This window comes from Enterobacter chuandaensis (genome assembly GCF_003594915.1).
GTDB classification, from domain to species: domain Bacteria; phylum Pseudomonadota; class Gammaproteobacteria; order Enterobacterales; family Enterobacteriaceae; genus Enterobacter; species Enterobacter chuandaensis.
The window spans coordinates 41,959-67,869 of sequence record NZ_QZCS01000009.1; the positions used below are offsets into that span (position 1 = coordinate 41,959).

Consider the following 25,911-nt stretch of genomic DNA (forward strand, 5'->3'; position numbering starts at 1 on the left):
ACGCCCCCCCGACCGTTTTTACCAGTACAGTTTCCAGCTCTGCGTAAAGCGCACCAGCGCCTCCACGTAGAAGTAATCTCCCCAGCTTGCGCACTCATCCACGCCTTTGTGGCTCGCCAGGTGATAGACCGAGTGCTTCAGCAGCCCGTCGCCCTTCTCCTCTTTGCCCATCAGGTAGTGCTTCGTCAGTGACGACATAATGCCTTTGGCCCACTCCAGATACCGCTCCCGGTCCGGATCCGTCACCGGCAGATGCTTCACCAGCTCCAGCAGCCCGCACACCGCGATTGCCGCTGACGACGAATCGCGCAGTGCGTCGGTGCCCACCAGCGCCAGATCCCAGTGGCAGACGTAATCTTCCGGGAGGCGGTTGAGGAAGTAGTTCGCCAGCCGCTTAGACAGGGCAATCATCGTCTCGTCGCCGGTATAGATATAGCTCAGCAGGAAGCCGTAGATGCCCCACGCCTGCCCGCGCGACCAGCAGGAGTCGTCGGCATACCCCTGCTGGGTGTTGCCGTAGCGCGGCGCGCCGGTTTGCACATCCATGTAATAGGTGTGGAACGTCGAGGCATCGTCGCGGATGAGATACCTCGCCGCCTGCATGACGTGCGCTTTTGCGGCGTCAGCAAAGCGCGGATCCCCCGTCTGCTCAGTTGCCCAGTAGAGCAGCGGCAGGTTCATGTTGCAGTCGATGATCATCCGCCCGGCCTGCTCCGGGTCTGAAAGATCGCCCCACGCCTGAATGATCTTCGCCTTCTCATGGAAGCGCTCCAGCAGGGCTTCCGCCGCCAGCAGGGAGAAGCCGCGCGCCTCGCGGCTGCCGGTGAGTCGCCAGGCTGCCACGCAGGAGAGCGTGTACAGGAAGCCCAGATCGTGGGTATTGGTGTCGCTGCGCCCGGCAATACGCAGGCCGAACGAGCGCACGTGCTTTTCCGCCATCGCGCGGAATTTCTCCTCACCGCTCATCTCCCACGCCAGCCACAGCTGGCCGGTCCAGAAGCTGGTGGTCCACTCCACGTTGTCCGTCAGCGGGTAAAAACCGTTCCGGCAGGTTTCCGCCGGGAACTGCTCTCCGAACGCCGTTAAATGACGGCTAATCAGCTCGAGGACGTGGCTGCGCGCAGAGGTCAGTTCATCGCTAAACAGGCGCGAGTCTACGGGAACAGGAATGGCAGACAGGCGTTCCTCACTGATACGACTTAACATATTTCGGTTCCTTGTGGTCAGCGTGATGAAGGTTCTGCTACGTTCAGCGGGCGGGGGCCGCGCCATTTGCTCTGGCAGGCAGATAACGTAAAGGCAGAAATAAGGGTAAAGGTCAGCGCCGTCGCGCCCATAATGATATAGGTCTGCTCAAAGCCAATGCGGTCATACATATATCCGGCAGGTGAGGAAACCACCACGTTGCCGACATAGAGCATCGCCTGATAACCGAGTAAATACATGGTGGCATTCACGCGCTTGTCGAAATGCTCCGCGATATATTTAAATACCGACACCAGCAGCAGACAAATTTCCAGACCGTACAGCGGCTTGAGAATGGAAATTAACAGGTGCGAATCGCACATCCCGGAAATAATCAGCCGTGCCCCGACCACCAGCCCGACAATCAACAGCCCGCGTTTAGCGCCAATAATATTCACGAACAGCGGGACAATCATATACATGACGAATTCCATGCCCGACTGCACGGTGCCGAGATAGCCAAACACCGCGTTACCCTCGTGAATATCGTTAAAGAAGGTGACGAAATAGCGCGAGAACTGCTGCTCGGCGATAAACATCATCCATGCCACCCCCGCCACGTACAGGCAGAAGGCCCAGAATTTACGGTTACGCAGCAGGGCATACACGTCTGCCGGTGCGATTTTCTCTTTCGTCAGCACCTCGCCCGCATATGCGGAGTTAGTGTTCACTTTCAGGCTCAGCAGGACAACCAGCATCACCACCGACGCCGCGCTACCCAGAATAAAGTTATAGGCCGGAGAGAGGTTAAACAGCAGGCCAGAGAAGGACGACGCCACCGCCCAGCCGAGCGAGCCCCACATACGAATTTGCCCGAACTCCATGCCGTTTAAGCGGCTGAAGCGGTCGGAATAGGATTCACACGCCGCGACGCCCGCATACCAGGCAAAGCTTAAATAGAGTGCGCCGATAATAATCCCCAGCAGGGTATTGGACATTAACAGCGGCTGATAGACATAAATAAAAAACGGTGCCATCAGGGCTGACATGATCACAACAAAATAGAGCAGGTATTTGCTCATGCCGATTTTATCGAGAATATAGCCGTAGATGGGTTTGAGAATAACGGAAAAAATACCGTTAACCGCGAAGACGGTGCCTATTACCGAACCGCTGAGATTCGCTTTTTGACCAAGCCAGATCGCCAGCAGGCCAATACTGGCAGACCAGGTAAAAAAATAGAGAAAAATAAAGCTGCTGATTTTGTAATATTCACTTCTGTTCGTTGTAGATGTCTTTTTCATAGCATCCTCGCCGACGTGTAGGGTCAGAATTTTTATAACGTGAACGACAGCAGACGTTCGCCTCCAGGTTCGCGGATCGCGACCTGGTTATGGGTAATATCCAGATGCGGCGCGGTCGCAACGCTCTGTTTTTCGCTGGCAATGACGGCGCAACAGAGCCAGCTCTCTCCCGGATGGAGATCGGTTGTTAACAGCGGAATGGAGGCGCACTCCGGGAACATGATGCTGCTGTTCGGCGGCGTGACGATGCTGTCCGGGGTGCGTTCAATGAAGGGCGACAGATCGATAATCGCGCTGCTGCCGTTCTCTGCCGCCAGATAGCTGCCGCGCGCGCGGATTTGGTGCCCGGTTTTCATCACGGCGAAACCACCCTCGGCCGTTTGCAGCGTGCGCGCGCTGTTAATGCGGTGCAGGCGCAAATGCCACTCGCCGAAGGGAATTTGCCAGGTCTCGATATGCACATCGTGCCACGGCGACCAGCGTGAATAGATAGCGTTATCATCCACCCGCACCGCTTCGCACTCGCGACGGCCGCGGAAATAGTTATCCCCGTCCGCCAGCAGCAGCATGGAATCACAGGCCGCATGCTTCAGGCCAAAGCGCCCGCGCTCAATGGTGAAGCCAAAGCGGCAGGAGTAGGCAAATTTGGTGTATTTCGCTTCAGTGTTGACGTAGTTGTTCAGCTCCAGCTGACCGGCGGTGAGCATGGTGACATGCTGAGAGTTCGTCGAATGCATCAGGATTTGCTGCGCGTGCGGGATGACGCGCTTCTCCGCCAGCGCGGGCAGCGGCTGTTCTTCTGCCTGCCAGAACGGATGCGCCTCCGGCAGCGCCAGGATCAGGTAGCTTTTCAGCGCCCAGTAGGGCGAGCCGGGAGAGTTATAGTCCTCACACATGGCGAGGTTCGGATAAGCAAAACCGAGGGTCAGAATGCCGTCCCGGTCGGTAATCGGTCGCTGCTGCCACCAGCGGAGATGGCGCAGGATAATTCCCTTCACAATACCCGGCGTGAACACGTCAAGTTCAGAGAAGGCGACCGCACTCCAGAAGGCGACCATCGCAAAGCGGTAGGTCAGGCTGCGGCCAAACGGTACTGACGCGCCGTCCGCGGCGGACCAGTAGATAAAGTCCTCCGCAAACAGGCGCGAGCGCTCGCGCAGCACCTCCGCCCTCGCCTCGTCCCCGCTCAAAGTGGCGTAAATCAGGCCGTAGAAGTGGAACGCCATGGAGATGTAATAATCTTTCGGGCGTCCAGGACCGTCGGAATACCAGCCGTCGCCCAGATAATAGGCCCCCATCAGCGCAAACCGCTGGTCAATGGCGGCCTGGTCGTACGGCAGCCCGGCGCGTTTGAAGCCCAGCTGGACAATGATAGCGAAGTAGTTCCAGTTGCTGTCGGGCATCTGCGCGTCGGCAATCTGATTGAGCCACGCGTGCAGATTCAGCACTTCGCGCTCGCTCAAACAATCGGTGAGTCTATTCCCCATCAGGGAGAGCCCCAGACCATAGGACGCCATCTCGACCAGACGCTGATCGTACGGGCCGGTTTCACCCCAGTAGCCCGGGCTTTGCGGATCGGTGCCGATCCTGATGGCCTCCATGTACTTCTCGCTAAACGGCGAAGCATCGCCCGAAGCCAACAGCGGAAACAGCCCCCACAGCGCGCGGGAGAGCCCCTCCATCTGCGCAATATCCGTCGCGTAGTGCGCGCAGGTATCACCCAGCGAGAACCGCGAATGATTTACCGGAAACTGCGTATCCAGCGCGCCAAGTAAGGTATTCAGAGACACCACAACATCCTGGCGTGAAGACAACGGATTTGATTTTTCGTCGTTTGTCGCACACATAGTTCCACCCTCGTCATCAACTGCGGCCAAGCATAGTGAATGCGTAAGGTGGAGAAATGTTAGCCATGTCACAGGTGAGAATGTTCAATAAACCTGCGGTTGATAAAATTTAAAAAGGTGGTTTATAAATCTCGTATGACGGGAAAAAGTTGAGTTTTATTGCACTATGCACGACGCGCCCACATCCGATCATCTTGAGTTGATTACCTTAAACGACACCGTGGCGTCGTTCAGCCGCCTCTTTGCCAACACGGTGCGTTACCACCACTGGCATCAGTGTCTGGAAATTCTCTATATAGAAGAAGGATTTGGCGTCGCGATTGTCGATAATCGTCACTACACTATGCGCCCCGGACGCCTGTTTTTCTTTCCGCCCTTCACCCTGCATAAAGTGAGAGTGGACGAACAGGCGGAAGCGATTTACCGGCGCACGATTATTCATCTCGACCACCACGCGGTGCTGAAGGCGTTGCGTGATTTCCCCCATACTCATCAGCGGCTGGAAAAACTGTCTCGTCGCGGCTCAGAGGCGTGGGTAGCGGACCTGGCGCACTGTCATAGCCATGTCGATCATCTGTTCAGCTGTTATCCGCCGCCGATGACCAGCGAAAACATCGCCGGGCTGCTGATCGGCCTGTTCGCTATGTTACCTGACGATCGTTCCGGCGCACCGGGCAGCAGCCAGGGGATCGCCAACCAGGTGATGTTCTGGCTGGATGAGCATTATCAGGAGAAATTCCACCTCGACGCGCTGGCGGCGGAGCTGGGGAAATCACGCAGCTATGTGTCGCGGAAATTCCATGCGGAGACAGGGGAGAAGATCCACCACTACCTGAACACGCTCCGCCTGCGCAAGGCGTGTGAATGCCTGCTGCACAGCGACGCGAGCGTGCGGGAGATTGCCGCGCGGGTGGGATTTTCTGACGTCACCTGGTTTATCAGCGCGTTTAAGAAGGGGATTGGCGAGACGCCGCTGCAGTACCGGAAGAACCATCGTGCGGTATGACACCCTCACCCGCCCTTCTCCTTCAAACGAGAGGGAGACAATCAACTGCTTTTCTTGCCCGGCTTTAACCCCCGGTGAAGCTCGTTGATGCGCTTCATCGACTTGATGGTGCGCTGCGGCTCGGTGGAGGCAACGGACAAAACAATCATCTCCAGGCACAGCAGCACCGTGCCGTGAAGCGGGATTTTGCCCTTCTCGCCGCCGCGCGGAACGTGGATCACCACGCTGGCTTCTTTGCTGAATCGCGAGTCGGTGGCATTGGTCAGCAAAATGGTGGGGATCCCCAGCCGTTTCGCTTCGCGCAGTGTGGTTTGTCCTTCCCGATGCGCGGATTTTTGCGCCATCATGATCAGCACATCTCCGCGCTGGAGCCCGATCAGCTGCTCGGCCAGCCCTATTCCGGTACGGTTAAGCGGCGTGGCGGGTAGCCCCATCCGGCTGAACAACCTGGCGGTGTAGTCGGCCAGAATGCCGGACGCGCCAATCCCAAATATGGCAACCTGCCTCGCCTGCGCCAGCAGGGAGACCGCCTGCGCCATCGCAAAGCGGTTGTGGGGAGCGGACAACACTTCACAGGTGTGCTGGTGCCCCTCCAGCACGAAATCAATGCTCGCATTGACGTCGCTGGTCAGCGTATTCACCGTGGTGGAGATCTTTTCGCTGGAGGTCACGACCGGACCAAACCACTGCTCCAGCGTCTGCTTGAGATCGCGCAGCCCGGCGAAACCCAGCGCCTGGATGGCGCGAACGACGGTGGCATCCGACGTCTTCAGCAGCGTCGCGATCTCCATTGCCGTCTGCTCCATCACCACTTCACGGTTTTCATTGATATAGCGTGCCACCTGCAGCAGGCGCGGCGTGAGCTGGTGCGAGCGCGAGCGAAGGCGATCGCCAAAGACATCGACTTTACGGCTCACCGTGACGCCTCCGGCAGTGGACGTCCGGCAATCTGCGACTGAACCTGCGCGGCCATCAGCCCTAACGAGGCGAACGAGTTCGAGATGGCCTCTTCACGCGAGATCAGCACGTAGTGCCCGGTCCGGCAGGCATTCAGGAACTGACACCAGCCCGGCATCACCGCATCCATTGCTGCCAGCTCATCCTGCGGCTTGCCGCCCGTATCCCCGCGCCAGGTAGCAAAAACGAAATCGGCATCCAGCTCCGGCAGGCGCTCGGCGCTGACGTCAATCCGCCCCCCTTCCGGGATGGACTCAATAAGCGGCGGGAAGGTGAACCCGGCATCACGCAGCACGCGGCCCAGCGAGTGGTAGCTGTGCATGGCGTTAATTTTCCCCTGATTGGCCTGAATCACCGACACGGTTACCTTGCGGGTATCAATAGTCGCTTTCAGTGCCTTAATTTGCTCCTGGTAGCGCCGCTCCAGAACCCTGAGCCGCGCCTGCGTTCCCGTCAGCTGCGCCAGCTTACGGTAGATCTCCGGCGCGCCGCCGTCGAGATGATCGATACTCACCGTCGGGGCAATTTTCTCCAGTTGCTCCACCGGGGTATTGCGGGTTGGCTCGGTAACGATCAGGTCTGGTTTTGCGGCGGCGATGGCTTCAATGTCGATATCCGCAGTGCCGATAAATTTGATGTCAGAATTATCGAAGTCGACGCCCGTTAACATGCCGCTGGAGCGCAGAAAATGGCTGCCGTCCGGCCGGGTGCGGCCATGGCTCGCCACCGGCGGTACGCCAAGCTCAATCAGTGGAATGGTGATATCCAGATCGTGTAACGAGACGATCCGTTTTGGATGCACCGGTACCACCACCTTACGGTTCAGATCGTCAGTAAACGTCTGCGTTGGCTCCGCCGCGCTCACCGCGAACCCCACCAGCAACAGCATCGAAAACAGTATGCGCATGTTAATCCCCTAAAATCTGTCCCGACGCTGCCAGAGCAGCAGCAGGAAAAACGGTCCGCCAATCAGCGAAATCACAATTCCCGCCGGCAGCTGCAGCGGGAGGAAAGCCAGCCGCCCGACGTTATCCGCCAGCAGCACAAGCAGCGCCCCCAGCGCGGCGCTTCCCGTCAGGAGCGCGGTTTGCCCACCGCGCAGCAGCAGGCGCGCCATATGTGGCGCAATCAGCCCGACGAAACCAATACTGCCCACGCAGGAGACGCAGGCCGCCGTCAGCACTACCGGGGCGAGAACCCTTATAAGCGCCAGCCGGTTTGTGCGCACGCCAAGGCCTGCTGCGGCGTGATTGCCGAGTAACGCCACGTCCGCAGCGCGGGCGGTAAACAGCAGCAGTGCAAACGCCGGAAGCGCCCAGACAGCGGCAATGCAGACCAGCGTCCAGTTTGCCGCATGCAGGCTGCCCGCCAGCCACAGCATCGCGGTCTGCACGTCGCGCACGTCCGCTGTGGTCATAAAGACGCCCATTGCGGCAGCAAAGACCCACGACACGCCGATGCCGATCAGGATGAATCGCGGACGTGAGATATCGCGCGCCAGGGCCATCACAAGCAGCGCGGTAAGCAGCCCGCCGCCCATGCCGACCAATGGCCGCCAGGCCATGCTCAGCGCCGGAAACTGAAATATCAGCAGCAGTACCGCCGCGCTGCAGCCCTCTTTCACGCCGATAAGGCCGGGGTCAGCCAGGCCATTGCGGGTAATGGACTGCATCGCCGCCCCCGCCATGCCGAGCATCCCACCGCACAGCGCCGCCATCAGCAGGCGCGGCAGGCGGATATCCATCACGATGTAGCGCGTCTCCGCCGTCAGGCTTTCTGGATAAAACAGCGCGCGCCCGATGGCGGAGGTGGGGATGGGCAAAGAACCGTGCGTCAGGCCAAACCCCGTCAGCAGGCAGGCGACCAGCGTCAGGATGACCAGACATACAAGCGCCTTTGGGCGGACCAGCGCCGAGAAGGCGCCAACGCGTAGCGCACGCAGCCCGGCGCGGTTCATTTGAACATCCTCGAGGCCATGAAGATAAAGACCGGGGCGCCAACCAGCGCGGTCATGATGCCGGTTGCCAGCTCCCAGGGCGAAAACAGCGTGCGGGCAGCGATATCCGCCAGCAGCAGAACCAGCGCCCCGCACAGGGCGGACAGCGGCACCATCACGCGCAGATCGACCGACACCAGACGGCGAATAAGCTGAGGCACCACGAGCCCGATAAAGCCGATCGGCCCGGCAATGGAGACTGCCGCACCACAGAGCAGCGCAATGGCAAGCAGGGCGAGCAGCCGGGTTTTCAACAGCGATACGCCAAGCCCCTGCGCCATCCTGTCGCCCAGCGCCAGCATGTTGAGCGACGGCGACAACCAGAGCGCCAGCGCAAACCCCACACCAGCCACCCACAGGGCAGCGGTAATCGTTTCGCCGCTAAGCCCGGCCAAATCCCCCGCCAGCCAGGTGCGCATGGCGAGCAGCGTCTGTTCATCAAGAATGAGCACCGTGGCGGTAATCGACGAGGCAAACGCCGACATCGCCACGCCGCACAGAGTGACTTTCATCGGCGTCAGCCCGGTGCGACCAGAAGAGGAGAACGTGAGCACCAGCAGAAACAGCGCCGCGGCACCGGTTGCGGCAATCAGCGGGCGGCCAAACGGCAGCGTCATCCCCAGCGCGCTTGTCAGCACCACCGCGAGCGCTGCCCCGGCGTTAAGCCCCAGAATATGCGGTTCGCCGAGCGGGTTGCGGATCACGGATTGCAGCAGCACGCCCGCCACGCCGAGCGCGGCGCCTGTCACCATCGCGGCGCAGAGGCGCAGCAGCCTGAGTTTGATGATGATGTTATGGTCGAAATTGCGCGGATCGAAGTTAAAGAAGGCCTCCACCACCGTTTGCGGGGCGATAAAGCGTGCGCCGATCCCAAGATGGGCAATCGCGCCCGTTGCCAGCAGCAGGGCGAACATCAGGAAAGCCAGAGAGGTGCGCATCATGGCTGTTTTGTGACCTGGCGAAACGGCATAAAGAACGGTTTACCGGTCAGCGGATTGATGGACATATGCACGTCGACATCAAACACCGCTTTAATCAGCTCCGGCGTGCAGACATCTCCCTCATGCAGTACGCCCTCGACTTTTCCCTGGCGTAAAAAGACCAGCGAATCGCCGTAGTTCACGGCGAAGTTCAGGTCGTGCAGCACCACCACCACGGTACGCCCATGCTCGCGCGTCAGCGTATGCAGCAGTTCGAGGATCTCCACCTGATAGCGGAGATCGAGGAACGTGGTGGGTTCATCCAGCAGGATATAGGGCGTTTGCTGCGCCAGCGCCATGGCGATCCAGCAGCGCTGACGCTGGCCGCCGGAGAGGCTTTCGACGGGCATATGGGCAAACTCAGCCGTGCCGGTCAGGCGCAGCGCCTCTTCCACCGCCCGCTCGTCTTCGTCGCTCCACTGGCGCATAAAGTTCTGCCAGGGAAAACGCCCGCGTGAGACCAGCTCAAAGACGGTTAACCCTTCCGGCAGCAGCGGAGACTGCGGCAGGATGCCCAACTGGCGGGCGACGGTTTTGGTCGGCTGCGCGTGGATCGCCTTACCGTCGAGAACGGCCGCGCCGCCAAGCGGCTGGAGCAAACGCGCGATGGTACTCAGCAGCGTGGATTTTCCGCAGCCGTTCGCGCCCACCAGAACGGTGATTTTCTGCTGGGGGATCGCAAGGGAGATACCCTCAACGATGATTTTTTTCTGATAACCGGCAGAAAGATTCTCCAGAACCAGCCCCGGTTTTGTCGTGTTGTGAGCCACGTGAACGCCAACGTAATAAAAAACAGCAATAAATATAAATAAAAATCATTCTCTTTTGAGAGTTTGAGGCCGCGCCATGTAGTAGTCAAGAGAAGAAACACCCTAAAAAAACCAGGGGCAACGGAGCGCTACTACGCTAAGCAAAAAGAAAATAAACACTTATTTATCAAAAAGATAATTATTAATATTTTCACTTTTCCGCTGCGTTTTATCCATGTAGCCGTTTTTTAACTTTTTTCATTTACTACTACATTGACGCATGATTGAATGATTCTCAATTACATGTTCGATGCCGTCTCTGGCTAACGAGCAGACCATCAAGGGCAATGACTCACATGTTCTTCCGTGAAGGTGCTTCACGGATATTTCGGGATAACAGATGTAATGGCTACGTTCACACCTTCACTCTCTGGAGTAAAAGGGCGCGCGCTCTTTTCACTGCTGTTTATGGCACCGCTGGTGCAGGCAGCAGACACCACGGCTAAAGACGGCGAAACGCTTACCGTCACCGCCGATCCAAATGCTGCAGCGGAGGCCACCAGCGGTTACCAGCCGCTGAACACCTCCACCGCCACGCTGACCAACATGCCGATGCTGGATATTCCGCAGGTGGTGAATACCGTCAGCGATAAGGTGCTGGAGGATCAGCACGCTACCACGCTGGATGAAGCGCTCTATAACGTCAGCAACGTGGTGCAGACCAACACCCTGGGCGGCACGCAGGATGCCTTTGTGCGCCGCGGATTCGGCGCAAACCGCGACGGCTCGGTCATGACCAACGGCCTGCGCACCGTGCTGCCGCGCAGCTTTAACGCCGCAACCGAACGCGTGGAGGTGCTGAAAGGCCCGGCCTCCACGCTGTATGGCATTCTCGATCCGGGCGGCCTGATTAACGTCGTCACGAAGCGCCCGGAGAAAACCTTCGGCGGCTCGATTTCTGCCACCTCTTCCAGCTTTGGCGGCGGCACCGGACAGGTTGATGTTACCGGTCCGATTGACGGCACACGCCTGGCGTATCGCCTGACGGGTGAATATCAGGACGAGGATTACTGGCGCAACTTCGGCAATGAACGCAGCACCTTTATCGCCCCGTCGCTGACGTGGTTCGGCGACGATGCCACCGTGACCGTGCTCTATTCACATCGCGACTATAAAACGCCGTTCGATCGCGGAACGATCTTCGATCTCAACACCAAAAAAGCCGTCGACGTCGATCGCAAAACCCGCTTCGACGAGCCGTTTAACGTGACCGACGGGCAGTCCGATCTCGCTCAGCTCAACGCGGAATACCGCCTCAACAGCCAGTGGACCGCGAAGTTCGACTATAGCTACAGCCAGGATAAATACAGCGACAATCAGGCCCGCGTCATGGCCTACGATTCAAAAACCGGCACCCTGACCCGCCGCGTGGATGCGACCCAGGGTTCCACCCAGCGCATGCACAGCACCCGTGCGGATCTGCAGGGCAACGTGGATATCGCGGGCTTTTACAATGAGATCCTGACCGGCGTGTCGTATGAAAATTACGATCTGCTGCGCACGGACATGATGCGCTGTAAGAACGTTAAAGGCTTCAATATCTATAATCCGGTTTACGGCAAACTCGACGAGTGTACAACCGTCTCCGCCGCTGACAGCGACCAGACGCTCAAGCAGGAGAGCTACTCGGCCTACGCCCAGGATGCCCTGTATCTGACGGATAAATGGATCGCCGTCGCCGGGCTGCGCTACCAGTATTACACCCAGTACGCGGGCAAAGGCCGCCCGTTTAACGTCAATACCGACAGCCGCGACGATCAGTGGACGCCGAAGCTGGGGCTGGTTTACAAACTGACGCCTGCAGTCTCGCTGTTTGCCAACTATTCGCAGACGTTTATGCCGCAGTCGTCCATTGCGAGTTACATTGGCGATCTGCCGCCGGAAACCTCAAACGCCTACGAAGTGGGCGCAAAGTTTGACCTGTTCGACGGCATTACCGCCAACATCGCGCTGTTTGATATCCACAAGCGCAACGTGCTTTATAACGAAAGCATCGGGGGCGAGACCATCGCCAAAACCGCGGGCCGCGTGCGCTCTCAGGGCGTGGAGGTGGATCTCGCCGGGTCGCTGACGGAGAACACCAACATTATCGCCAGCTACGGCTACACCGACGCGAAAGTGCTGGAAGACCCGGACTACGCGGGCAAACCGCTGCCGAACGTGCCGCGCCATACCGGATCCCTGTTCCTCACCTACGATATCCACAATGCGTTTGCCGGGAATACCCTGACGCTCGGCGGCGGCGGGCACGGCGTGAGCCGCCGCTCGGCGACCAACGGCGCGGATTACTATCTGCCGGGCTATTTCGTGGCGGATGCCTTTGCGGCGTATAAGATGAAGCTGCAGTATCCGGTGACGCTGCAGGTGAACGTGAAGAACCTGTTTGATAAGACCTACTACACGTCGTCGATTGCGACCAACAACCTGGGCAACCAGATTGGCGACCCGCGTGAAGTGCAGTTTACGGTGAAGATGGAGTTTTGATTTTAGTGCGAGGGTGAAAAGACGGCTCCGTGCAATCCCCTCTCCCCTTTGGGGAGAGGGTTAGGGTGAGGGGGACATCAGGCCTCAATATCCGCCATATCGCCTTTCTCCTGCAGCCAGTTACGTCGGTCTTCCGAACGTTTCTTGGCAAGGAGCATATCCATCACGGCGTTGGTTTGCTGTTCGTCCTCGTCGCTGATCGTCAGCTGCACCAGACGGCGCGTGTTCGGATCCAGCGTCGTTTCGCGAAGCTGCATCGGGTTCATCTCGCCCAGCCCTTTAAAGCGCTGCACGTTCGGTTTGCCCTTCTTACGCTTAAGCTGCTCCAGCACGCCCGCTTTCTCCTCTTCCGTCAGCGCGTAGTAAACCTCTTTGCCAAGGTCGATACGGTAGAGCGGCGGCAGTGCCACGTGGACGTGACCGTTTTTCACCAGCGTGCGGAAGTGCTTCACAAACAGCGCACAGAGCAGCGTAGCGATGTGCAGACCATCGGAGTCCGCATCCGCAAGAATACAGATCTTGCCGTAGCGCAGCTGGCTCAGATCTTCGCTGTCAGGATCGATACCGATCGCCACCGAGATATCATGCACTTCCTGCGAGGCCAGCACTTCGTCTGAAGAGACTTCCCAGGTGTTCAGGATCTTACCCTTGAGCGGCATGATCGCCTGATATTCACGATCGCGCGCCTGCTTGGCCGACCCGCCCGCCGAATCCCCTTCCACGAGGAACAGCTCGGTACGGTTGAGATCCTGCGCGGTACAGTCCGCCAGCTTGCCCGGCAGCGCAGGGCCGCTGGTCAGCTTTTTACGCACCACTTTCTTCGCGGCGCGCAGACGACGCTGGGCGCTGGAGATGGCCATTTCGGCCAGCATCTCTGCCGCCTGGACGTTCTGGTTCAGCCACAGGGTAAACGCATCTTTCACCACGCCGGAGACGAACGCCGCGCACTGGCGCGATGACAGACGCTCTTTGGTCTGCCCGGCAAACTGCGGGTCCTGCATCTTCACGGAGAGCACGTAGGCGCAGCGGTCCCAGATATCTTCCGCCGAAAGCTTCACGCCGCGCGGCAGAATGTTGCGGTATTCGCAGAACTCGCGCATCGCGTCCAGCAGCCCCTGACGCAGGCCGTTGACGTGCGTACCGCCGAGCATGGTCGGGATCAGGTTAACGTAGCTTTCAGTGAGCAGCTCGCCGCCTTCCGGCAGCCACAGCAGCGCCCAGTCCACGGCTTCGGTATCGCCGCTAAAGTTACCGACGAACGGTTTTTCCGGCAGCGTCGGCAGGCCGTTTACCGCTTCGCACAGGTAGTCGTTCAGGCCATCGGCGTAGCACCAGGTTTGTTCGGTATTATTAACGTGGTCTTTAAAGGTGATTTCCACGCCCGGGCACAGTACCGCTTTGGCTTTCAGCAGGTGCGTCAGGCGAGAAACCGAAAAGCGTGGGCTGTCGAAGAAGCTTTCGTCAGGCCAGAAGTGGACGCTGGTGCCGGTGTTGCGTTTACCGCACGTGCCGACGACCTGCAGATCCTGCACCTTCTCGCCGTTTTCAAACGCGATGTTGTAAACCTGGCCGTCGCGGCGGACGTTCACTTCCACGCGTTTGGACAGGGCGTTCACTACGGAAATCCCCACGCCGTGCAGACCACCGGAGAACTGATAGTTCTTGTTGGAGAACTTACCGCCCGCGTGCAGACGACAGAGGATCAACTCAACGGCAGGCACGCCCTCTTCCGGGTGGATATCCACCGGCATGCCGCGACCGTCGTCGATGACCTCCAGCGACTGATCGGCGTGCAGGATGACGTCAACGCGTTTGGCATGGCCCGCCAGCGCTTCGTCCACACTGTTATCAATAACTTCCTGGCCCAGATGGTTTGGGCGCGTCGTATCGGTGTACATCCCCGGGCGGCGGCGAACCGGCTCAAGCCCGGTGAGTACCTCAATGGCATCAGCGTTATAGGTTTGCGTCATGATTTAAACTAGCAATTCGCATTGATTGTCAGTGGCTGTGCAGTCCAAGAAAATCGACAATCTGGGTGAAATGATCCTCAAAGCCCGTGAAAGCATGGTTTCCGCCCTCTTCTATAGTCTGGCGGCAGGAGGCGTAATACGCCACTGCCTGGCGGTAATCCAGCACTTCATCACCCGTCTGCTGCAACAGCCAGATGAGATCCGGCGCTTCAAGCGGGTCGACCTGCATAACTTTGAGATCGTAAATATGGCGTGACTCTAGCACATATTGCTGCCCGGTGTAGGGGTTCTCGTTTTCGCCAAGAAAGTCCCTCAGCAGCTCAAATGGCCGTACCGCCGGATTAACCACAACGGCGGGCAGCATAAAGCATTGCGAGAGCCAGGTGGCGTAGTATCCACCCAGCGATGAGCCGACCACGCCGAAGGATTCACCGCCGTGTTCGAGCACGATCGATTCGAGCATTTCCGCCGCCTCCGCCGGATAAGGCGGCAGCTGCGGGATAATCATCTCAACGTGGGGATGTTGCACGCTCAGCCACTGGCGAAACTGCGTCGCTTTTGCGGAGCGCGGCGAGCTGTTGAATCCGTGCAGATAAAGGAGCGTAGACATCAGTAGCCTTCTGAAGCGGTATCCGGGCGGAACTCTGCGCCTGCCAGACGGCAGACTTCCGTAGTCAGCGTGCCATCGGCATGCAGTTCCAGCCAGCGCCAGCCTGGCGCGATAGTATCCAGCGTAAAGTTGGCGCAGTGCGGTTTAAACTGCACGCAGGTTGACGGCGTCGCCAGCATGCGGCGTCCGTTCCAGTCGAGATCCTGTTCCTGATGAATGTGTCCGCACAGCAGATTTTTCACCCGCGGGTATTTGGCCAGCACGCTATCCAGCGCCGCTGAGTTACGCAGGCTGTGCTGATCGAGCCAGCTGCAGCCCGCCGGCAGCGGATGATGATGGAGCAACAGCAGCGTATGACGTTCAGGTTCGGCAGCCAGTTTGGTCTCCAGCCAGTCGAGCTGAAACTCGCTTAACTCACCGTGCGGGACGCCAAATACCTGGCTGTCCAGCAGCAGGATCTGCCACTGTTCACCTGCAAATACGCATTTTGCCGGAGAAATCCCCGCATCCTGAAGGGAGCTGTACATTGCTGGCTGGAAATCGTGGTTTCCGGGCAGCCAGACGCAAGGCACGCTAAAGCTCGCGATGCCTTCAGCAAAATGCTGGTAGGCCGCGGAGGACTGGTCCTGCGCCAGATCGCCCGTTGCGACAATCAGATCGCAGGCGCGATTTTCAGCGTGAATGGCGCTCAGTACCGCCTGATAACTCTCCCAGGTATTGACCCCCAGCAAAGTCTCATGCTTTTCGGCAAAAAGGTGGGTATCGGTGATTTGTAATATCCTGACTGGCGCCCCACCAGCAACAGTCAGGTTCAACAGGCTTTCCAAATGGTGTCCTTAGGTAGGTTTATGACGCTAACAAACCGGAATCGCCATTGCTCCATGTGCTAAACAATATCTTAGCCAGTCGGCTAAAAACTGGTTAATTTGATGCTTTTCGTCGCGTTGATGCAACTTTTTATTCGGGTAATCATACCGCGCCTTGAAGCGAAAGATCTGCTGACTTGAACACACTTCAGCGACCATTGCGTCATGATAAAGGCGCACCGTCATTGACGGCAGGCTCCAGTAACTAATGCTGGGCGCAGTTTGTTCTATTTCCACCAGCGTAGTGTAGCGCGTTGATTCTGTTATCGTTAACCGATACTGCGCGTTGCTCACCTGATAGCTTACCGTTTCGCCGGGTGCGTCGTTTCTCGGCAGCAGGCGGCGCAACTGTGCGAAATTGGTTTCGCACAGGCGCATCATTTCTGGGAAGTCAGGCGTATAGCGCTTCATTTTTTCCACTCGTGTCGTAATGTCTGATAATGCAGCTGTAGCCATTGCAGGGCGATGACAGACGCTGCGTTGTCGATTTTCCCCTCTTCTACCCACTGATAAGCCTGTTCCCGGCTCACCACATGAACCCGAATATCTTCGTTTTCATCAGCCAGACCATGAATCCCTTCCGCCGTCGTGGCGTCCACTTCGCCCACCATTATGGACAAACGCTCGCTGGTGCCACCGGGGCTTGCCAGATAACTCAACACCGGCTTTGTGCGGCCCACCATCAGCCCGGCCTCTTCCAGTGCCTCGCGACGGGCGACGTCTTCGACCGACTCGCCCTCTTCAATCATCCCGGCCACCATCTCCAGTAACCACGGGCTTTCGCTGGTGTCATACGCGGCGATACGGATCTGCTCCACCAGTACCACTTCATCGCGCACTGGGTCAAAGGGTAGCAAGACAGCCGCATGCCCGCGCTCAAATATTTCACGTCGGATTTCGCCGCTCATTTCACCGTTAAACAGGCGATGCCTGAAACGGTAAAGATCCATTGAAAAAAAACCGCTATAAAGCGTTTCTCGTGCAATAATTTCTACATCGTTTTTGGCGAATGTCACGGGCAACTTTTCTGGTTTTTGCATGAGTCGAGTCCTGGTAGCAATGGTGATGAAATTGTGAATTTCAAGGCTGTTTGGCTGCCGTTTGTAAGGCTATATGGTAGATTGGTGCAAATTACCGCCAGATGGCACGTAACGCCAACCTTTTGGTGTGGATGATTCTGTTAGAATCGGCAATTATTTTTTAATTAGATCAGCGCTAATACTGCTTCACAACAAGGAATGCAAATGAAGAAATTGCTCCCCATCCTTATCGGCCTGAGCCTGACGGGCTTCAGTGCAATGAGCCAGGCGGAAAACCTGTTACAGGTCTACCAGCAGGCACGTCTGGGCAACCCTGATTTACGTAAATCAGCGGCCGATCGTGATGCTGCGTTTGAAAAGATTAACGAAGCGCGTAGCCCACTGCTGCCACAGTTAGGTTTAGGTGCAGATTATACCTACAGCAACGGTTTCCGCGATGCTAACGGCGTTAACTCCAATGCTACCAGCGCCTCACTGCAATTAACACAGACGCTGTTTGATATGTCCAAATGGCGTACCCTGACCCTGCAGGAAAAGAGCGCGGGCATTCAGGATGTGACCTATCAGACCGACCAGCAGACGCTGATTCTGAATACTGCCACCGCGTACTTTAACGTACTGAGCGCCATTGACGCGCTCTCCTACACCGAAGCGCAGAAACAGGCGATCTACCGCCAGTTGGATCAAACCACCCAGCGCTTCAACGTGGGTCTGGTGGCGATCACCGACGTGCAGAACGCCCGTTCACAGTATGACACCGTGCTGGCTAACGAAGTGACCGCGCGTAACAACCTCGACAACGCGCTGGAATCCCTGCGTCAGGTCACCGGAAATTACTACCCTGAGCTGGCGTCCCTGAACGTGGACAGCTTCAAAACGGATAAGCCGCAGGCCGTTAACGCCCTGCTGAAAGAGGCGGAAAACCGCAACCTGACGTTGCTGCAGGCGCGTCTGAGCCAGGACCTGGCACGCGAGCAAATTCGTCAGGCGCAGGATGGCCACCTGCCAACCCTGAGCCTGAGCGCATCTACCGGCGTCTCTGATACAACCTATAGCGGCTCCAAGACCAACTCTGCTCAGTATGACGACAGCAATATGGGTCAGAACAAAGTGGGCCTGAGCTTCTCCCTGCCGCTGTATCAGGGCGGTATGGTTAACTCCCAGGTGAAACAGGCGCAGTACAACTTTGTTGGGGCGAGCGAGCAGCTGGAAAGCGCGCACCGCAACGTGGTGCAGACCGTGCGTTCGTCCTTCAACAACGTGAACGCTTCAATCAGCAGCATCAACGCCTATAAACAGGCCGTGGTGTCTGCCCAGAGCTCTCTGGACGCGATGGAAGCCGGTTACTCCGTCGGTACACGTACTATCGTTGACGTGCTGGATGCGACCACCACGCTGTACAACGCGAAACAGCAGCTCTCCAGCGCGCGTTACCAGTACCTGATTAACCAGCTGAACATCAAGCAGGCTCTGGGTACGCTGAACGAGCAGGATCTGCAGATGCTGAACAGCACCCTGGGCAAACCGGTTTCAACGTCGCCAGAAAGCGTCGCGCCAGAGAACCCGGATCAGGTTGCCGCCGTTGATAACTTCAACGCTAACGGCAGCGCGCCAGCTGCACAACCAGCGGCAGCGCGTACTACTACGTCCGCCAGCAAAGGCACAAATCCGTTCCGTAACTAAGATTGTTATCACGCCCTCTCTCACCGGGAGAGGGCGCATCTAAATCACATCCGAACGTAAGCCAACGTAAAGATCCCCCTGATTCCGCCTCTCTTCGCTTCATTTTCAACCACTCATCCTCTATCCTGAGCGTTATTACCACTGGGTCCTGGAAGACAAACATGAAACGGACAAAAACGATTAATCACGCGTCGTTCCGCAAAAGCTGGAACGCACGCCATCTCACCCCTGTCGCATTTGCGATCACCGCTGTGTTTATGCTGGCGGGCTGTGAGCAGAGCGACGAAACGGTTTCGATGTACCAAAACGCGGACGACTGTTCGGCTGCCACCGGTAAAGCCGCAGAGTGTACGACTGCCTATAACAGCGCCCTGAAAGAAGCAGAACGTACCGCGCCAAAATATGCATCACGCGAAGACTGCGTAGCGGAGTTCGGTGAAGGCCAGTGCCAGCAGGCTCCTGCTCAGGCGGGCATGGCGCCAGAAAATCAGGCGCAGGCACAGTCCAGCGGCAGCTTCTGGATGCCGTTAATGGCGGGTTATATGATGGGTCGTCTGATGAGCGGCGGCGCGGGCTACCAGCAGCAGCCGCTCTTTAGCTCGAAAAACCCTAACAGCCCTGCTTACGGTAAATACACCGACGCCAGCGGTAAAAGCTACGGCGCAGCAACGCCTGGCCGTACAACGACCGTGCCGAAAACCGCGATGGCGCCGAAGCCAGCAACCACCAGCACCATCACCCGCGGTGGGTTCGGTGAGTCTGTGGCGAAACAGACCAGCATGCAGCGTAGTGCAACAGGCACTTCTACTCGCTCAATGGGCGGCTGATCATGGAACGAGTCAGTATCACCGAGCGCCCGGACTGGCGCGAAAAAGCCACTGAATACGGTTTTAACTTTCACACCATGTACGGCGAGCCGTACTGGTGTGAAGATGCTTACTACAAACTCACGCTCGACCAGGTGGAAAAACTGGAAGAGGTGACGGCCCAGTTGCACCAGATGTGCCTGAAGGTTGTGGATAAAGTCATCGACAGCGACGAGCTGATGACTAAATTCCGTATTCCGAAGCACACCTGGAGTTTCGTCCGTCAGTCGTGGAAAACGAATCAGCCATCGCTTTACTCTCGCCTCGATCTGGCGTGGGACGGTGTGGGTGAGCCGAAGCTTTTAGAAAATAACGCGGATACGCCAACCTCGCTTTACGAAGCGGCCTTCTTCCAGTGGATTTGGCTGGAAGATCAGATGAACGCCGGAAATCTGCCGGAAGGCAGCGACCAGTTAAATAGCCTGCAGGAAAAGCTGATTGAGCGTTTCGCCGAACTGCGCGAGCAATTTGGCTTCAACCTGCTGCATCTTGCCTGCTGTCGCGACACGGAAGAAGATCGCGGTACGGTTCAGTATCTGCAGGACTGTGCTGCCGAAGCAGACGTGGCGACTGAATTCCTCTATATCGAAGATATCGGTCTGGGTGAAAAAGGTCAGTTTACGGACATGCAGGATCAGGTGATCAGCAACCTGTTCAAGCTCTATCCGTGGGAATACATGCTGCGCGAGATGTTCTCTACCAAGCTGGAAGACGCGGGCGTGCGCTGGCTGGAACCGGCGTGGAAGAGCATTATCTCCAACAAAGCCCTGCTGCCGATGCTGTGGGAGATGTTCCCGAACCACCCGAACCTGCTGCCTGCGTACTTTGCCGAAGATGATTTCCCGCCGATGGAGAAATACGTCGTTAAGCCGATCTTCTCCCGCGAAGGCGCTAACGTCTCCATTATCGAAAACGGTAAAACGCTGGAAGCGGTTGAAGGGCCGTACGGTGAAGAAGGGATGATCGTCCAGCAGTTTTATCAACTGCCCAAGTTTGGCGACAGCTATACCCTGATTGGCAGCTGGCTGATTAACGATCGGCCTGCCGGGATTGGCATTCGCGAAGATCGTGCGCTGATCACGCAGGATCTGTCACGGTTCTATCCGCATATTTTTGTTGAATAAGGCTGCGGCCTGATGCCCTCTCCCCGTGGGAGAGGGTGCAAACACTAAAAACGGCAAACTGATGTTGCCGTTTTGCTTTTATTACCCTACCTGCACCGACAGCATACTCAGACTCCCCATCTCAATACCGTCGATCGGGATCGTAACCGGCTCCTGACCGTCCCATGCGCCTAAAACATACAGCAGCGGCAGGAAGTGTTCCGCCGTCGGGTTAGAGAGCGAGCCGCCTTCATGATCAAGATAATTCACCAGCGGATGTTCCTCGCCAGGCCCCTGCCAGGTCAGATTGGCTTTCACATAATCGTTGAAAGAGGTCGCCCACGGATATGGCGTATTCTCACCGTGCCAGCGCGCCGTACGCAGGTTATGAACCACGTTGCCGCTTGCCACCAGCATGACGCCTTCATCACGCAGGGTCGCCAGCTTACGCCCCATTTCCAGGTGCCAGGAAGCCGGTTTGGTGCTGTCGATGCTCAACTGCACCATCGGAATGTCTGCATCCGGGTACATCTTAATCAGCACGCCCCACGAGCCATGGTCAAAGCCCCAGGCTTCTTTGTCCAGCGCAACCGGGACAGGTGCGAGGAGCTCTACCAGCCGCTGTGCCAGCGCAGGCGAGCCGGGAGCCGGATAATGCGTGTCATACAGCGCCTGCGGGAAACCGCCGAAATCATGAATAGTCTTAGGCGCTTCCATGGCCGTCACGCCAGTGCCACGGGTAAACCAGTGCGCGGACACCACCACAATCGCCTTCGGTCGCGGCAACGTCTCGCCCAGATGACACCAGGCGCGGGTATAGACGTTATCTTCCAGAACGTTCATTGGGCTGCCATGGCCTAAAAACAGTGCTGGCATACGAGAAGAAGACATGGTGATATCCTTAGAGAAGGTGTCAATTTGATGGTTCTACATTACGCGCATTCAGGTGAAGATGAACGCAGATAACCGTGAAGATCATCATCAGGAAATTTGAATGTCAGATACTGCTTAAGGAGAGTGCATGTCAGTACCCTTGATCTTGACTATATTTGCGGGTGCCGCGACCTTTATCGGTGCGTTCCTCGGCGTGCTCGGACAAAAGCCTTCCAATCGCCTTCTGGCTTTCTCGCTGGGTTTCGCCGCCGGTATTATGCTGCTTATTTCACTGATGGAGATGCTGCCCGCAGCGCTTCATGCAGAGGGAATGTCACCGGTACTCGGCTACGGCATGTTCATCGTCGGCCTGCTGGGCTATTTTGGGCTCGACCGTATGCTGCCCCACGCACACCCTCAGGATTTAATGCACAAAAGCGTTACCCCGATCCCGGGCAACATCAAGCGCACGGCGATCCTGCTGACGCTGGGCATCAGCCTGCACAACTTCCCGGAAGGTGTCGCCACGTATGTCACGGCCAGCAGCAATCTGGAGATGGGCTTTGGCGTGGCGCTGGCGGTAGCCTTACACAATATTCCTGAAGGACTGGCGGTTGCCGGGCCGGTTTATGCGGCCACTGGCTCGAAACGCACCGCCGTGTTCTGGGCGGGTATTTCCGGGATGGCCGAAATTCTTGGCGGCCTGCTGGCGTGGCTGATCCTCGGAAGCCTCGTTTCCCCTGTCGTTATGGCGGCGATTATGGCTGCCGTCGCCGGGATCATGGTTGCGCTCTCCGTCGATGAGCTAATGCCGCTGGCGAAAGAGATCGATCCGAATAACAATCCCAGCTATGGCGTACTGTGCGGCATGTCGGTGATGGGGTTAAGCCTGGTACTGTTACAATCTGTGGGTATTGGGTAATGTTACCCTGCCTCCGTTTAATACGGAGGCAGGGTAACAAAACAAAAAGAAGCATATAATTATTTATCTTTATACCAACACATGATTTACTATTTACAGCAACCTTTTTAATGACCATTATTCCATAATAAAAACTAATACAACCCTCTCAGACAAACCCCTAAATTATGAGAGTTAGCCCGCACTTACAATCAACATGCGTTATATATTAAAACAATCTTAAAATAGCTTTAAGTTAGAGTAATCGCATTATCTCTTCTTCCTCCCGTATACTTGACTCGCATCCTGAAATTAATATTCAGAGTATGAATTCATTTGAAAAAGGATATTTTCATGTATATGGGTAAAAAAGTACTGTTAGCGGTTGCTATGGCTGCCATTGTATCGGGTTCTGCTTTTGCTGAAGACCAGGGGTCAGGCAAAATCAAATTTAAAGGCGTGGTTATTGATGCGCCATGCAGCATCGCACCTGACAGCGTTGACAAAGAAGTTGACCTGGGTGAAGTGACCACTGCCGTAATCAATGCCAACAAAAAGTCTACCGCGGTTCCGGTTGATATCAACCTGGAAAACTGCCAGCTTGACGATCCGGCGGATGAGACCGACACACCAATTACCAAAGTTGATGTTACCTTCACCAGCGCAGCAACAGACGCGACTGACACCAGTCTCATGACCAACACCTATGCCAGCGGCGCACAGAACGTGGGTGTTCGTTTGCTGGATAACGCTGAATCCAACATTACGCTGGGCGAGCCTAATGAAGTCGATCTTCTGGCTGGCTCCACCACCCAGACACTGCACTTTAAAGCGTTAATGGAAGTTCCTGCCGGTAAAACCGCCACTGCCGGCCAGGTTGAAGCCACCGCTAACTATGTTCTGATGTACAAATAAGAGCACGCAGCAAAATAGACCGACTGACTTAAGGCGTCAGTCGGTCCGTTATATTACTTTGAGTAACAGGATGATGACATATAAATTACTATCAGTACTCATCATTGCATCCCTGTTAATGACGAAAATCACCTCCGCCACTGAGTTTAATATCAACGCCATTGATAAAGACCAGCGAGGAAGCGTCGATCTCTCCCTCTTTAAAGATGAAACTTCCGTCATCCCCGGAAACTATTTTGTTACCGTTTCAATAAACGACGCACCTTTGGCTAACGGCTGGCAGCTTAACTGGAAAGAGATTAATAATTCCGTACAGGTATGTATTCCCCCTGAACTGGCTGATACCTTTGCGTTAAAAGAGAATATTCGTGATGCCTTGCCGGAAAAGGACGGGTGCATTGATTTCGCCTCCAGGCCCGATATTACCTTTAAATTCGAGCAAGCCACCCAAACGCTAAAAGTGACCATCCCGCAGGCATGGCTACAGTACCGCGCCGCAGACTGGATGCCACCTTCCACCTGGGACAACGGCGTCCCAGGCGTATTGCTGGATTACAACCTGTTCGCCAGCCATTACCAGCCCAATAGCGGCTCAGGCACGGACAACGCCAACACCTACGGGACCGCAGGTGCCAATATGGGCGCGTGGCGGTTGCGCAGCGATTATCAGTACACGCAAACGCATACCGATGCCGGCTCTGAACATGACGGGCGCTTTTCGCGTATTTACATGTTCCGCCCCCTGCCTTCGCTCGGCGCGAAATTGACCCTGGGCGAAACCGATTTTCAGTCCGCCATTTTTGATGCTTTCACCTATACCGGCGCCTCCCTGATTAGCGATGAACGCATGCTGCCATGGTCCCTGCGTGGCTACGCGCCGCAAATTACCGGGATCGCGCAAACCAACGCCACGGTAACGGTCAGCCTTGCCGATCGTGTGATTTATCAAAGCAAAGTTCCGCCAGGACCGTTTGTTATTCAGGATCTTAACCAGTCGGTACAGGGCACGCTGGACGTCAAAGTGACGGAAGAAGACGGGCGCGTCAGCACTTTCCAGGTCTCGGCGGAATCCGTGCCGTTTTTAACACGCAAAGGTCAGGTTCGCTATAAGCTGGCAGGCGGGAAAGCACGCAAAGATGCCTCCCATGACGTTGAAGATAATGCGTTTATGAGCGGCGAATTCTCCTGGGGGATGCTGTCTCAGACGTCCCTTTATGGCGGTACGCTCGCCGATGGCGATCATTACCGCTCCATCGCCGCCGGGATCGGGCAAAACATGGAGTACCTGGGTGCCCTCTCATTTGACGTGACTCAGGCAACCAGCCAGTTGCCTTATCAGACCAGCCAAACCGGTTACAGCTACCGCTTTAACTACAGTAAGCGTTTCGATACCACCGGCAGCCAGCTCACGCTCGCCAGCTATCGCTACTCAGACCCGCAGTTCCTGAGCTACGCCCGTTTTCTGGATGATGACAACGGTGACCGCCAGTCTGAGAAGCAGACGCTCAGCGTGACGGCCAGCCAGTACATTTCTGCGTTATCGCTCAACCTCTATGTAAACATGCTGCGCCAGACCTGGTGGGACGATTCGCCCTCCACGACGGGCAGCGTGACCGCAGGCTATAACTTTGACATAGGACGCTGGAAAAACCTGGGCGTCACCGTGTCATGGAGTAAAACGCACTATGAAGACGAAGACGACGATACGCAGTTCTACCTCTCGCTGAGCGTCCCGCTCGATCCCGATCATCGTCTGAATTATGACCTGCGCAACAGCGACAGCCTGAGCCAGAACGTCTCGTGGTATGACACATCAGATCGCAATAATACCTGGGGCGTTTCAGCAGGCACCGAGAGCGAGAAGTCAGATGCAGGCGCGCAGGTAAGCGGCAACTATCAGCATTGTTCCCCTTATGGCGATCTGAATCTTTCCGGGAGTTATAAGGCTCATGAATACAACTCCCTGAGCGCCAGCTGGAATGGATCCTTTACCTCAACGGCCAGAGGCGCTGCGCTGCACCGTCGCAGTTACGGTAACGAGCCGCGCGTGATGGTCAGTACCGACGGCGTGGGTAACATTCCGCTGAACATGTCGCGGGATGAAACCAACCGGTTCGGCATTGGCGTTTTACCGTCTATTTCCAGCTATTCGCCCTCCAGCGTGCAGGTCAATATGAATAATCTGCCCGATGGCGTGGACGTAGACACCCGCGTGGTGACCTCAACCTGGACAGAAGGCGCCATCGGATACCGTCAGATTGCCACTCGTGCAGGAAACGATGTCACGGGCATCTTACGCACGCCGTCCGGCACACCGCCGCTGGGTGCGACGGTTCATCTGCTGGAAAATGACCGACAGATTGGGATGGTTGCCGATGATGGCCACGTCTGGCTGGGCGCCGTAGAGCCAGAACAACAGTTCCGCGTAACGTGGGGGGACAATCAACAGTGTCGCTTCGCGTTACCTTCACACCTTGAAAACAGTATGCAGTTGATACTGCCATGTCAGTAAGAAA

Annotated in this window: 22 protein-coding genes; 8 read left to right on the plus strand and 14 right to left on the minus strand. The window is 56.7% G+C overall.

What is annotated here, in order from left to right; translation table 11 throughout:
* Nucleotides 1-18: 18 nt before the first annotated feature.
* The 3 genes from D5066_RS14785 to D5066_RS14795 are packed head-to-tail and all read right to left on the minus strand — an operon-like array spanning nucleotide 19 to nucleotide 4,336.
* Nucleotides 19-1,206, minus strand: coding sequence for a glycoside hydrolase family 88 protein (locus D5066_RS14785; RefSeq protein WP_119916391.1), 1,188 nt, complete (start codon nucleotides 1,204-1,206; stop codon nucleotides 19-21).
* 17 nt (nucleotides 1,207-1,223) lie between these two features.
* The gene (locus tag D5066_RS14790; protein ID WP_080328212.1) at nucleotides 1,224-2,489 is read right to left on the minus strand and encodes an oligosaccharide MFS transporter; all 1,266 of its coding nucleotides are present in this window, start codon (nucleotides 2,487-2,489) and stop codon (nucleotides 1,224-1,226) included.
* 32 nt (nucleotides 2,490-2,521) lie between these two features.
* Nucleotides 2,522-4,336: a DUF2264 domain-containing protein gene (locus tag D5066_RS14795; RefSeq protein WP_119916392.1), complete on the minus strand. Its 1,815-nt coding sequence runs from the start codon at nucleotides 4,334-4,336 to the stop codon at nucleotides 2,522-2,524.
* Between the two features lie 166 nt (nucleotides 4,337-4,502).
* Here D5066_RS14795 and D5066_RS14800 point away from each other — a divergent pair, with 166 nt between their 5' ends.
* Complete coding sequence (locus D5066_RS14800; protein ID WP_119916393.1) at nucleotides 4,503-5,342, plus strand: helix-turn-helix transcriptional regulator; 840 nt, start codon at nucleotides 4,503-4,505, stop codon at nucleotides 5,340-5,342.
* 41 nt (nucleotides 5,343-5,383) lie between these two features.
* Here D5066_RS14800 and D5066_RS14805 read toward each other — a convergent pair whose 3' ends face one another.
* The 5 genes from D5066_RS14805 to D5066_RS14825 are packed head-to-tail and all read right to left on the minus strand — an operon-like array spanning nucleotide 5,384 to nucleotide 10,045.
* Nucleotides 5,384-6,259 carry a MurR/RpiR family transcriptional regulator gene (locus D5066_RS14805; RefSeq protein ID WP_119916394.1) on the minus strand — a complete coding sequence of 292 codons (876 nt, stop codon included), beginning with the start codon at nucleotides 6,257-6,259 and terminating at the stop codon, nucleotides 5,384-5,386.
* On the minus strand, nucleotides 6,256-7,206 hold the full coding sequence (locus D5066_RS14810) for an iron-siderophore ABC transporter substrate-binding protein (RefSeq protein ID WP_119916395.1): 951 nt from the start codon (nucleotides 7,204-7,206) through the stop codon (nucleotides 6,256-6,258). Before D5066_RS14810 ends, D5066_RS14805 begins: the two co-directional genes overlap by 4 nt.
* Nucleotides 7,207-7,215: 9 nt before the next feature.
* Nucleotides 7,216-8,256, minus strand: a complete 1,041-nt coding sequence (locus D5066_RS14815) for a FecCD family ABC transporter permease (RefSeq protein ID WP_119916396.1) — start codon at nucleotides 8,254-8,256, stop codon at nucleotides 7,216-7,218.
* A complete protein-coding gene (locus tag D5066_RS14820) occupies nucleotides 8,253-9,236 on the minus strand; it encodes a FecCD family ABC transporter permease (RefSeq protein WP_119916397.1) in 984 nt (327 codons plus the stop codon). The genes D5066_RS14815 and D5066_RS14820 overlap by 4 nt, the downstream gene beginning before the upstream one ends.
* Nucleotides 9,233-10,045 carry an ABC transporter ATP-binding protein gene (locus tag D5066_RS14825; protein WP_119916398.1) on the minus strand — a complete coding sequence of 271 codons (813 nt, stop codon included), beginning with the start codon at nucleotides 10,043-10,045 and terminating at the stop codon, nucleotides 9,233-9,235. The genes D5066_RS14820 and D5066_RS14825 overlap by 4 nt, the downstream gene beginning before the upstream one ends.
* A gap of 384 nt (nucleotides 10,046-10,429) precedes the next feature.
* On the opposite strand from D5066_RS14825, the gene D5066_RS14830 reads away from it, so the two are divergent.
* The gene (locus tag D5066_RS14830; protein WP_119916399.1) at nucleotides 10,430-12,568 is read left to right on the plus strand and encodes a TonB-dependent siderophore receptor; all 2,139 of its coding nucleotides are present in this window, start codon (nucleotides 10,430-10,432) and stop codon (nucleotides 12,566-12,568) included.
* 77 nt (nucleotides 12,569-12,645) lie between these two features.
* On the opposite strand, the gene parE is transcribed toward D5066_RS14830, so the two are convergent.
* From parE to nudF, 5 genes are read right to left on the minus strand one after another with little or no spacing between them, the layout of a single operon-like run.
* The gene (gene parE, locus D5066_RS14835; RefSeq protein ID WP_080328221.1) at nucleotides 12,646-14,538 is read right to left on the minus strand and encodes a DNA topoisomerase IV subunit B; all 1,893 of its coding nucleotides are present in this window, start codon (nucleotides 14,536-14,538) and stop codon (nucleotides 12,646-12,648) included.
* Nucleotides 14,539-14,566: 28 nt separating this feature from the next.
* Nucleotides 14,567-15,148: an esterase YqiA gene (gene yqiA, locus D5066_RS14840; RefSeq protein ID WP_080328222.1), complete on the minus strand. Its 582-nt coding sequence runs from the start codon at nucleotides 15,146-15,148 to the stop codon at nucleotides 14,567-14,569.
* Nucleotides 15,148-15,975: a 3',5'-cyclic-AMP phosphodiesterase gene (gene cpdA, locus D5066_RS14845; RefSeq protein ID WP_080328223.1), complete on the minus strand. Its 828-nt coding sequence runs from the start codon at nucleotides 15,973-15,975 to the stop codon at nucleotides 15,148-15,150. Before cpdA ends, yqiA begins: the two co-directional genes overlap by 1 nt.
* A gap of 27 nt (nucleotides 15,976-16,002) precedes the next feature.
* The gene (locus D5066_RS14850; protein ID WP_003862516.1) at nucleotides 16,003-16,425 is read right to left on the minus strand and encodes a DUF1249 family protein; all 423 of its coding nucleotides are present in this window, start codon (nucleotides 16,423-16,425) and stop codon (nucleotides 16,003-16,005) included.
* Nucleotides 16,422-17,054: an ADP-ribose diphosphatase gene (gene nudF / locus D5066_RS14855; RefSeq protein ID WP_119916400.1), complete on the minus strand. Its 633-nt coding sequence runs from the start codon at nucleotides 17,052-17,054 to the stop codon at nucleotides 16,422-16,424. Before nudF ends, D5066_RS14850 begins: the two co-directional genes overlap by 4 nt.
* Nucleotides 17,055-17,258: 204 nt before the next feature.
* Between nudF and tolC the strand changes: the two genes are divergently transcribed.
* The 3 genes from tolC (at nucleotide 17,259) to D5066_RS14870 (ending at nucleotide 20,727) form a co-directional block, all read left to right on the plus strand.
* Nucleotides 17,259-18,737: an outer membrane channel protein TolC gene (tolC, locus tag D5066_RS14860; RefSeq protein WP_119916401.1), complete on the plus strand. Its 1,479-nt coding sequence runs from the start codon at nucleotides 17,259-17,261 to the stop codon at nucleotides 18,735-18,737.
* Nucleotides 18,738-18,898: 161 nt separating this feature from the next.
* Nucleotides 18,899-19,564 (plus strand): DUF1190 family protein, encoded by a 666-nt coding sequence (locus D5066_RS14865; protein ID WP_080328226.1) that lies wholly within the window; start codon nucleotides 18,899-18,901, stop codon nucleotides 19,562-19,564.
* Between the two features lie 2 nt (nucleotides 19,565-19,566).
* Entirely contained in the window at nucleotides 19,567-20,727 is a 1,161-nt protein-coding gene (locus D5066_RS14870) for a glutathionylspermidine synthase family protein (protein WP_119916402.1), read from the plus strand.
* Between the two features lie 81 nt (nucleotides 20,728-20,808).
* On the opposite strand, the gene ygiD is transcribed toward D5066_RS14870, so the two are convergent.
* Nucleotides 20,809-21,597 (minus strand): 4,5-DOPA-extradiol-dioxygenase, encoded by a 789-nt coding sequence (ygiD, locus tag D5066_RS14875; protein ID WP_119916403.1) that lies wholly within the window; start codon nucleotides 21,595-21,597, stop codon nucleotides 20,809-20,811.
* Nucleotides 21,598-21,727: 130 nt separating this feature from the next.
* Here ygiD and zupT point away from each other — a divergent pair, with 130 nt between their 5' ends.
* From zupT to D5066_RS14890, 3 genes are all read left to right on the plus strand, one after another.
* On the plus strand, nucleotides 21,728-22,501 hold the full coding sequence (zupT, locus tag D5066_RS14880; protein WP_080328229.1) for a zinc transporter ZupT: 774 nt from the start codon (nucleotides 21,728-21,730) through the stop codon (nucleotides 22,499-22,501).
* Between the two features lie 333 nt (nucleotides 22,502-22,834).
* Nucleotides 22,835-23,395: a fimbrial protein gene (locus D5066_RS14885; RefSeq protein ID WP_080328230.1), complete on the plus strand. Its 561-nt coding sequence runs from the start codon at nucleotides 22,835-22,837 to the stop codon at nucleotides 23,393-23,395.
* A gap of 118 nt (nucleotides 23,396-23,513) precedes the next feature.
* Nucleotides 23,514-25,907 (plus strand): fimbria/pilus outer membrane usher protein, encoded by a 2,394-nt coding sequence (locus D5066_RS14890; protein ID WP_419179119.1) that lies wholly within the window; start codon nucleotides 23,514-23,516, stop codon nucleotides 25,905-25,907.
* The last annotated feature ends 4 nt before the right edge of the window (nucleotides 25,908-25,911 follow it).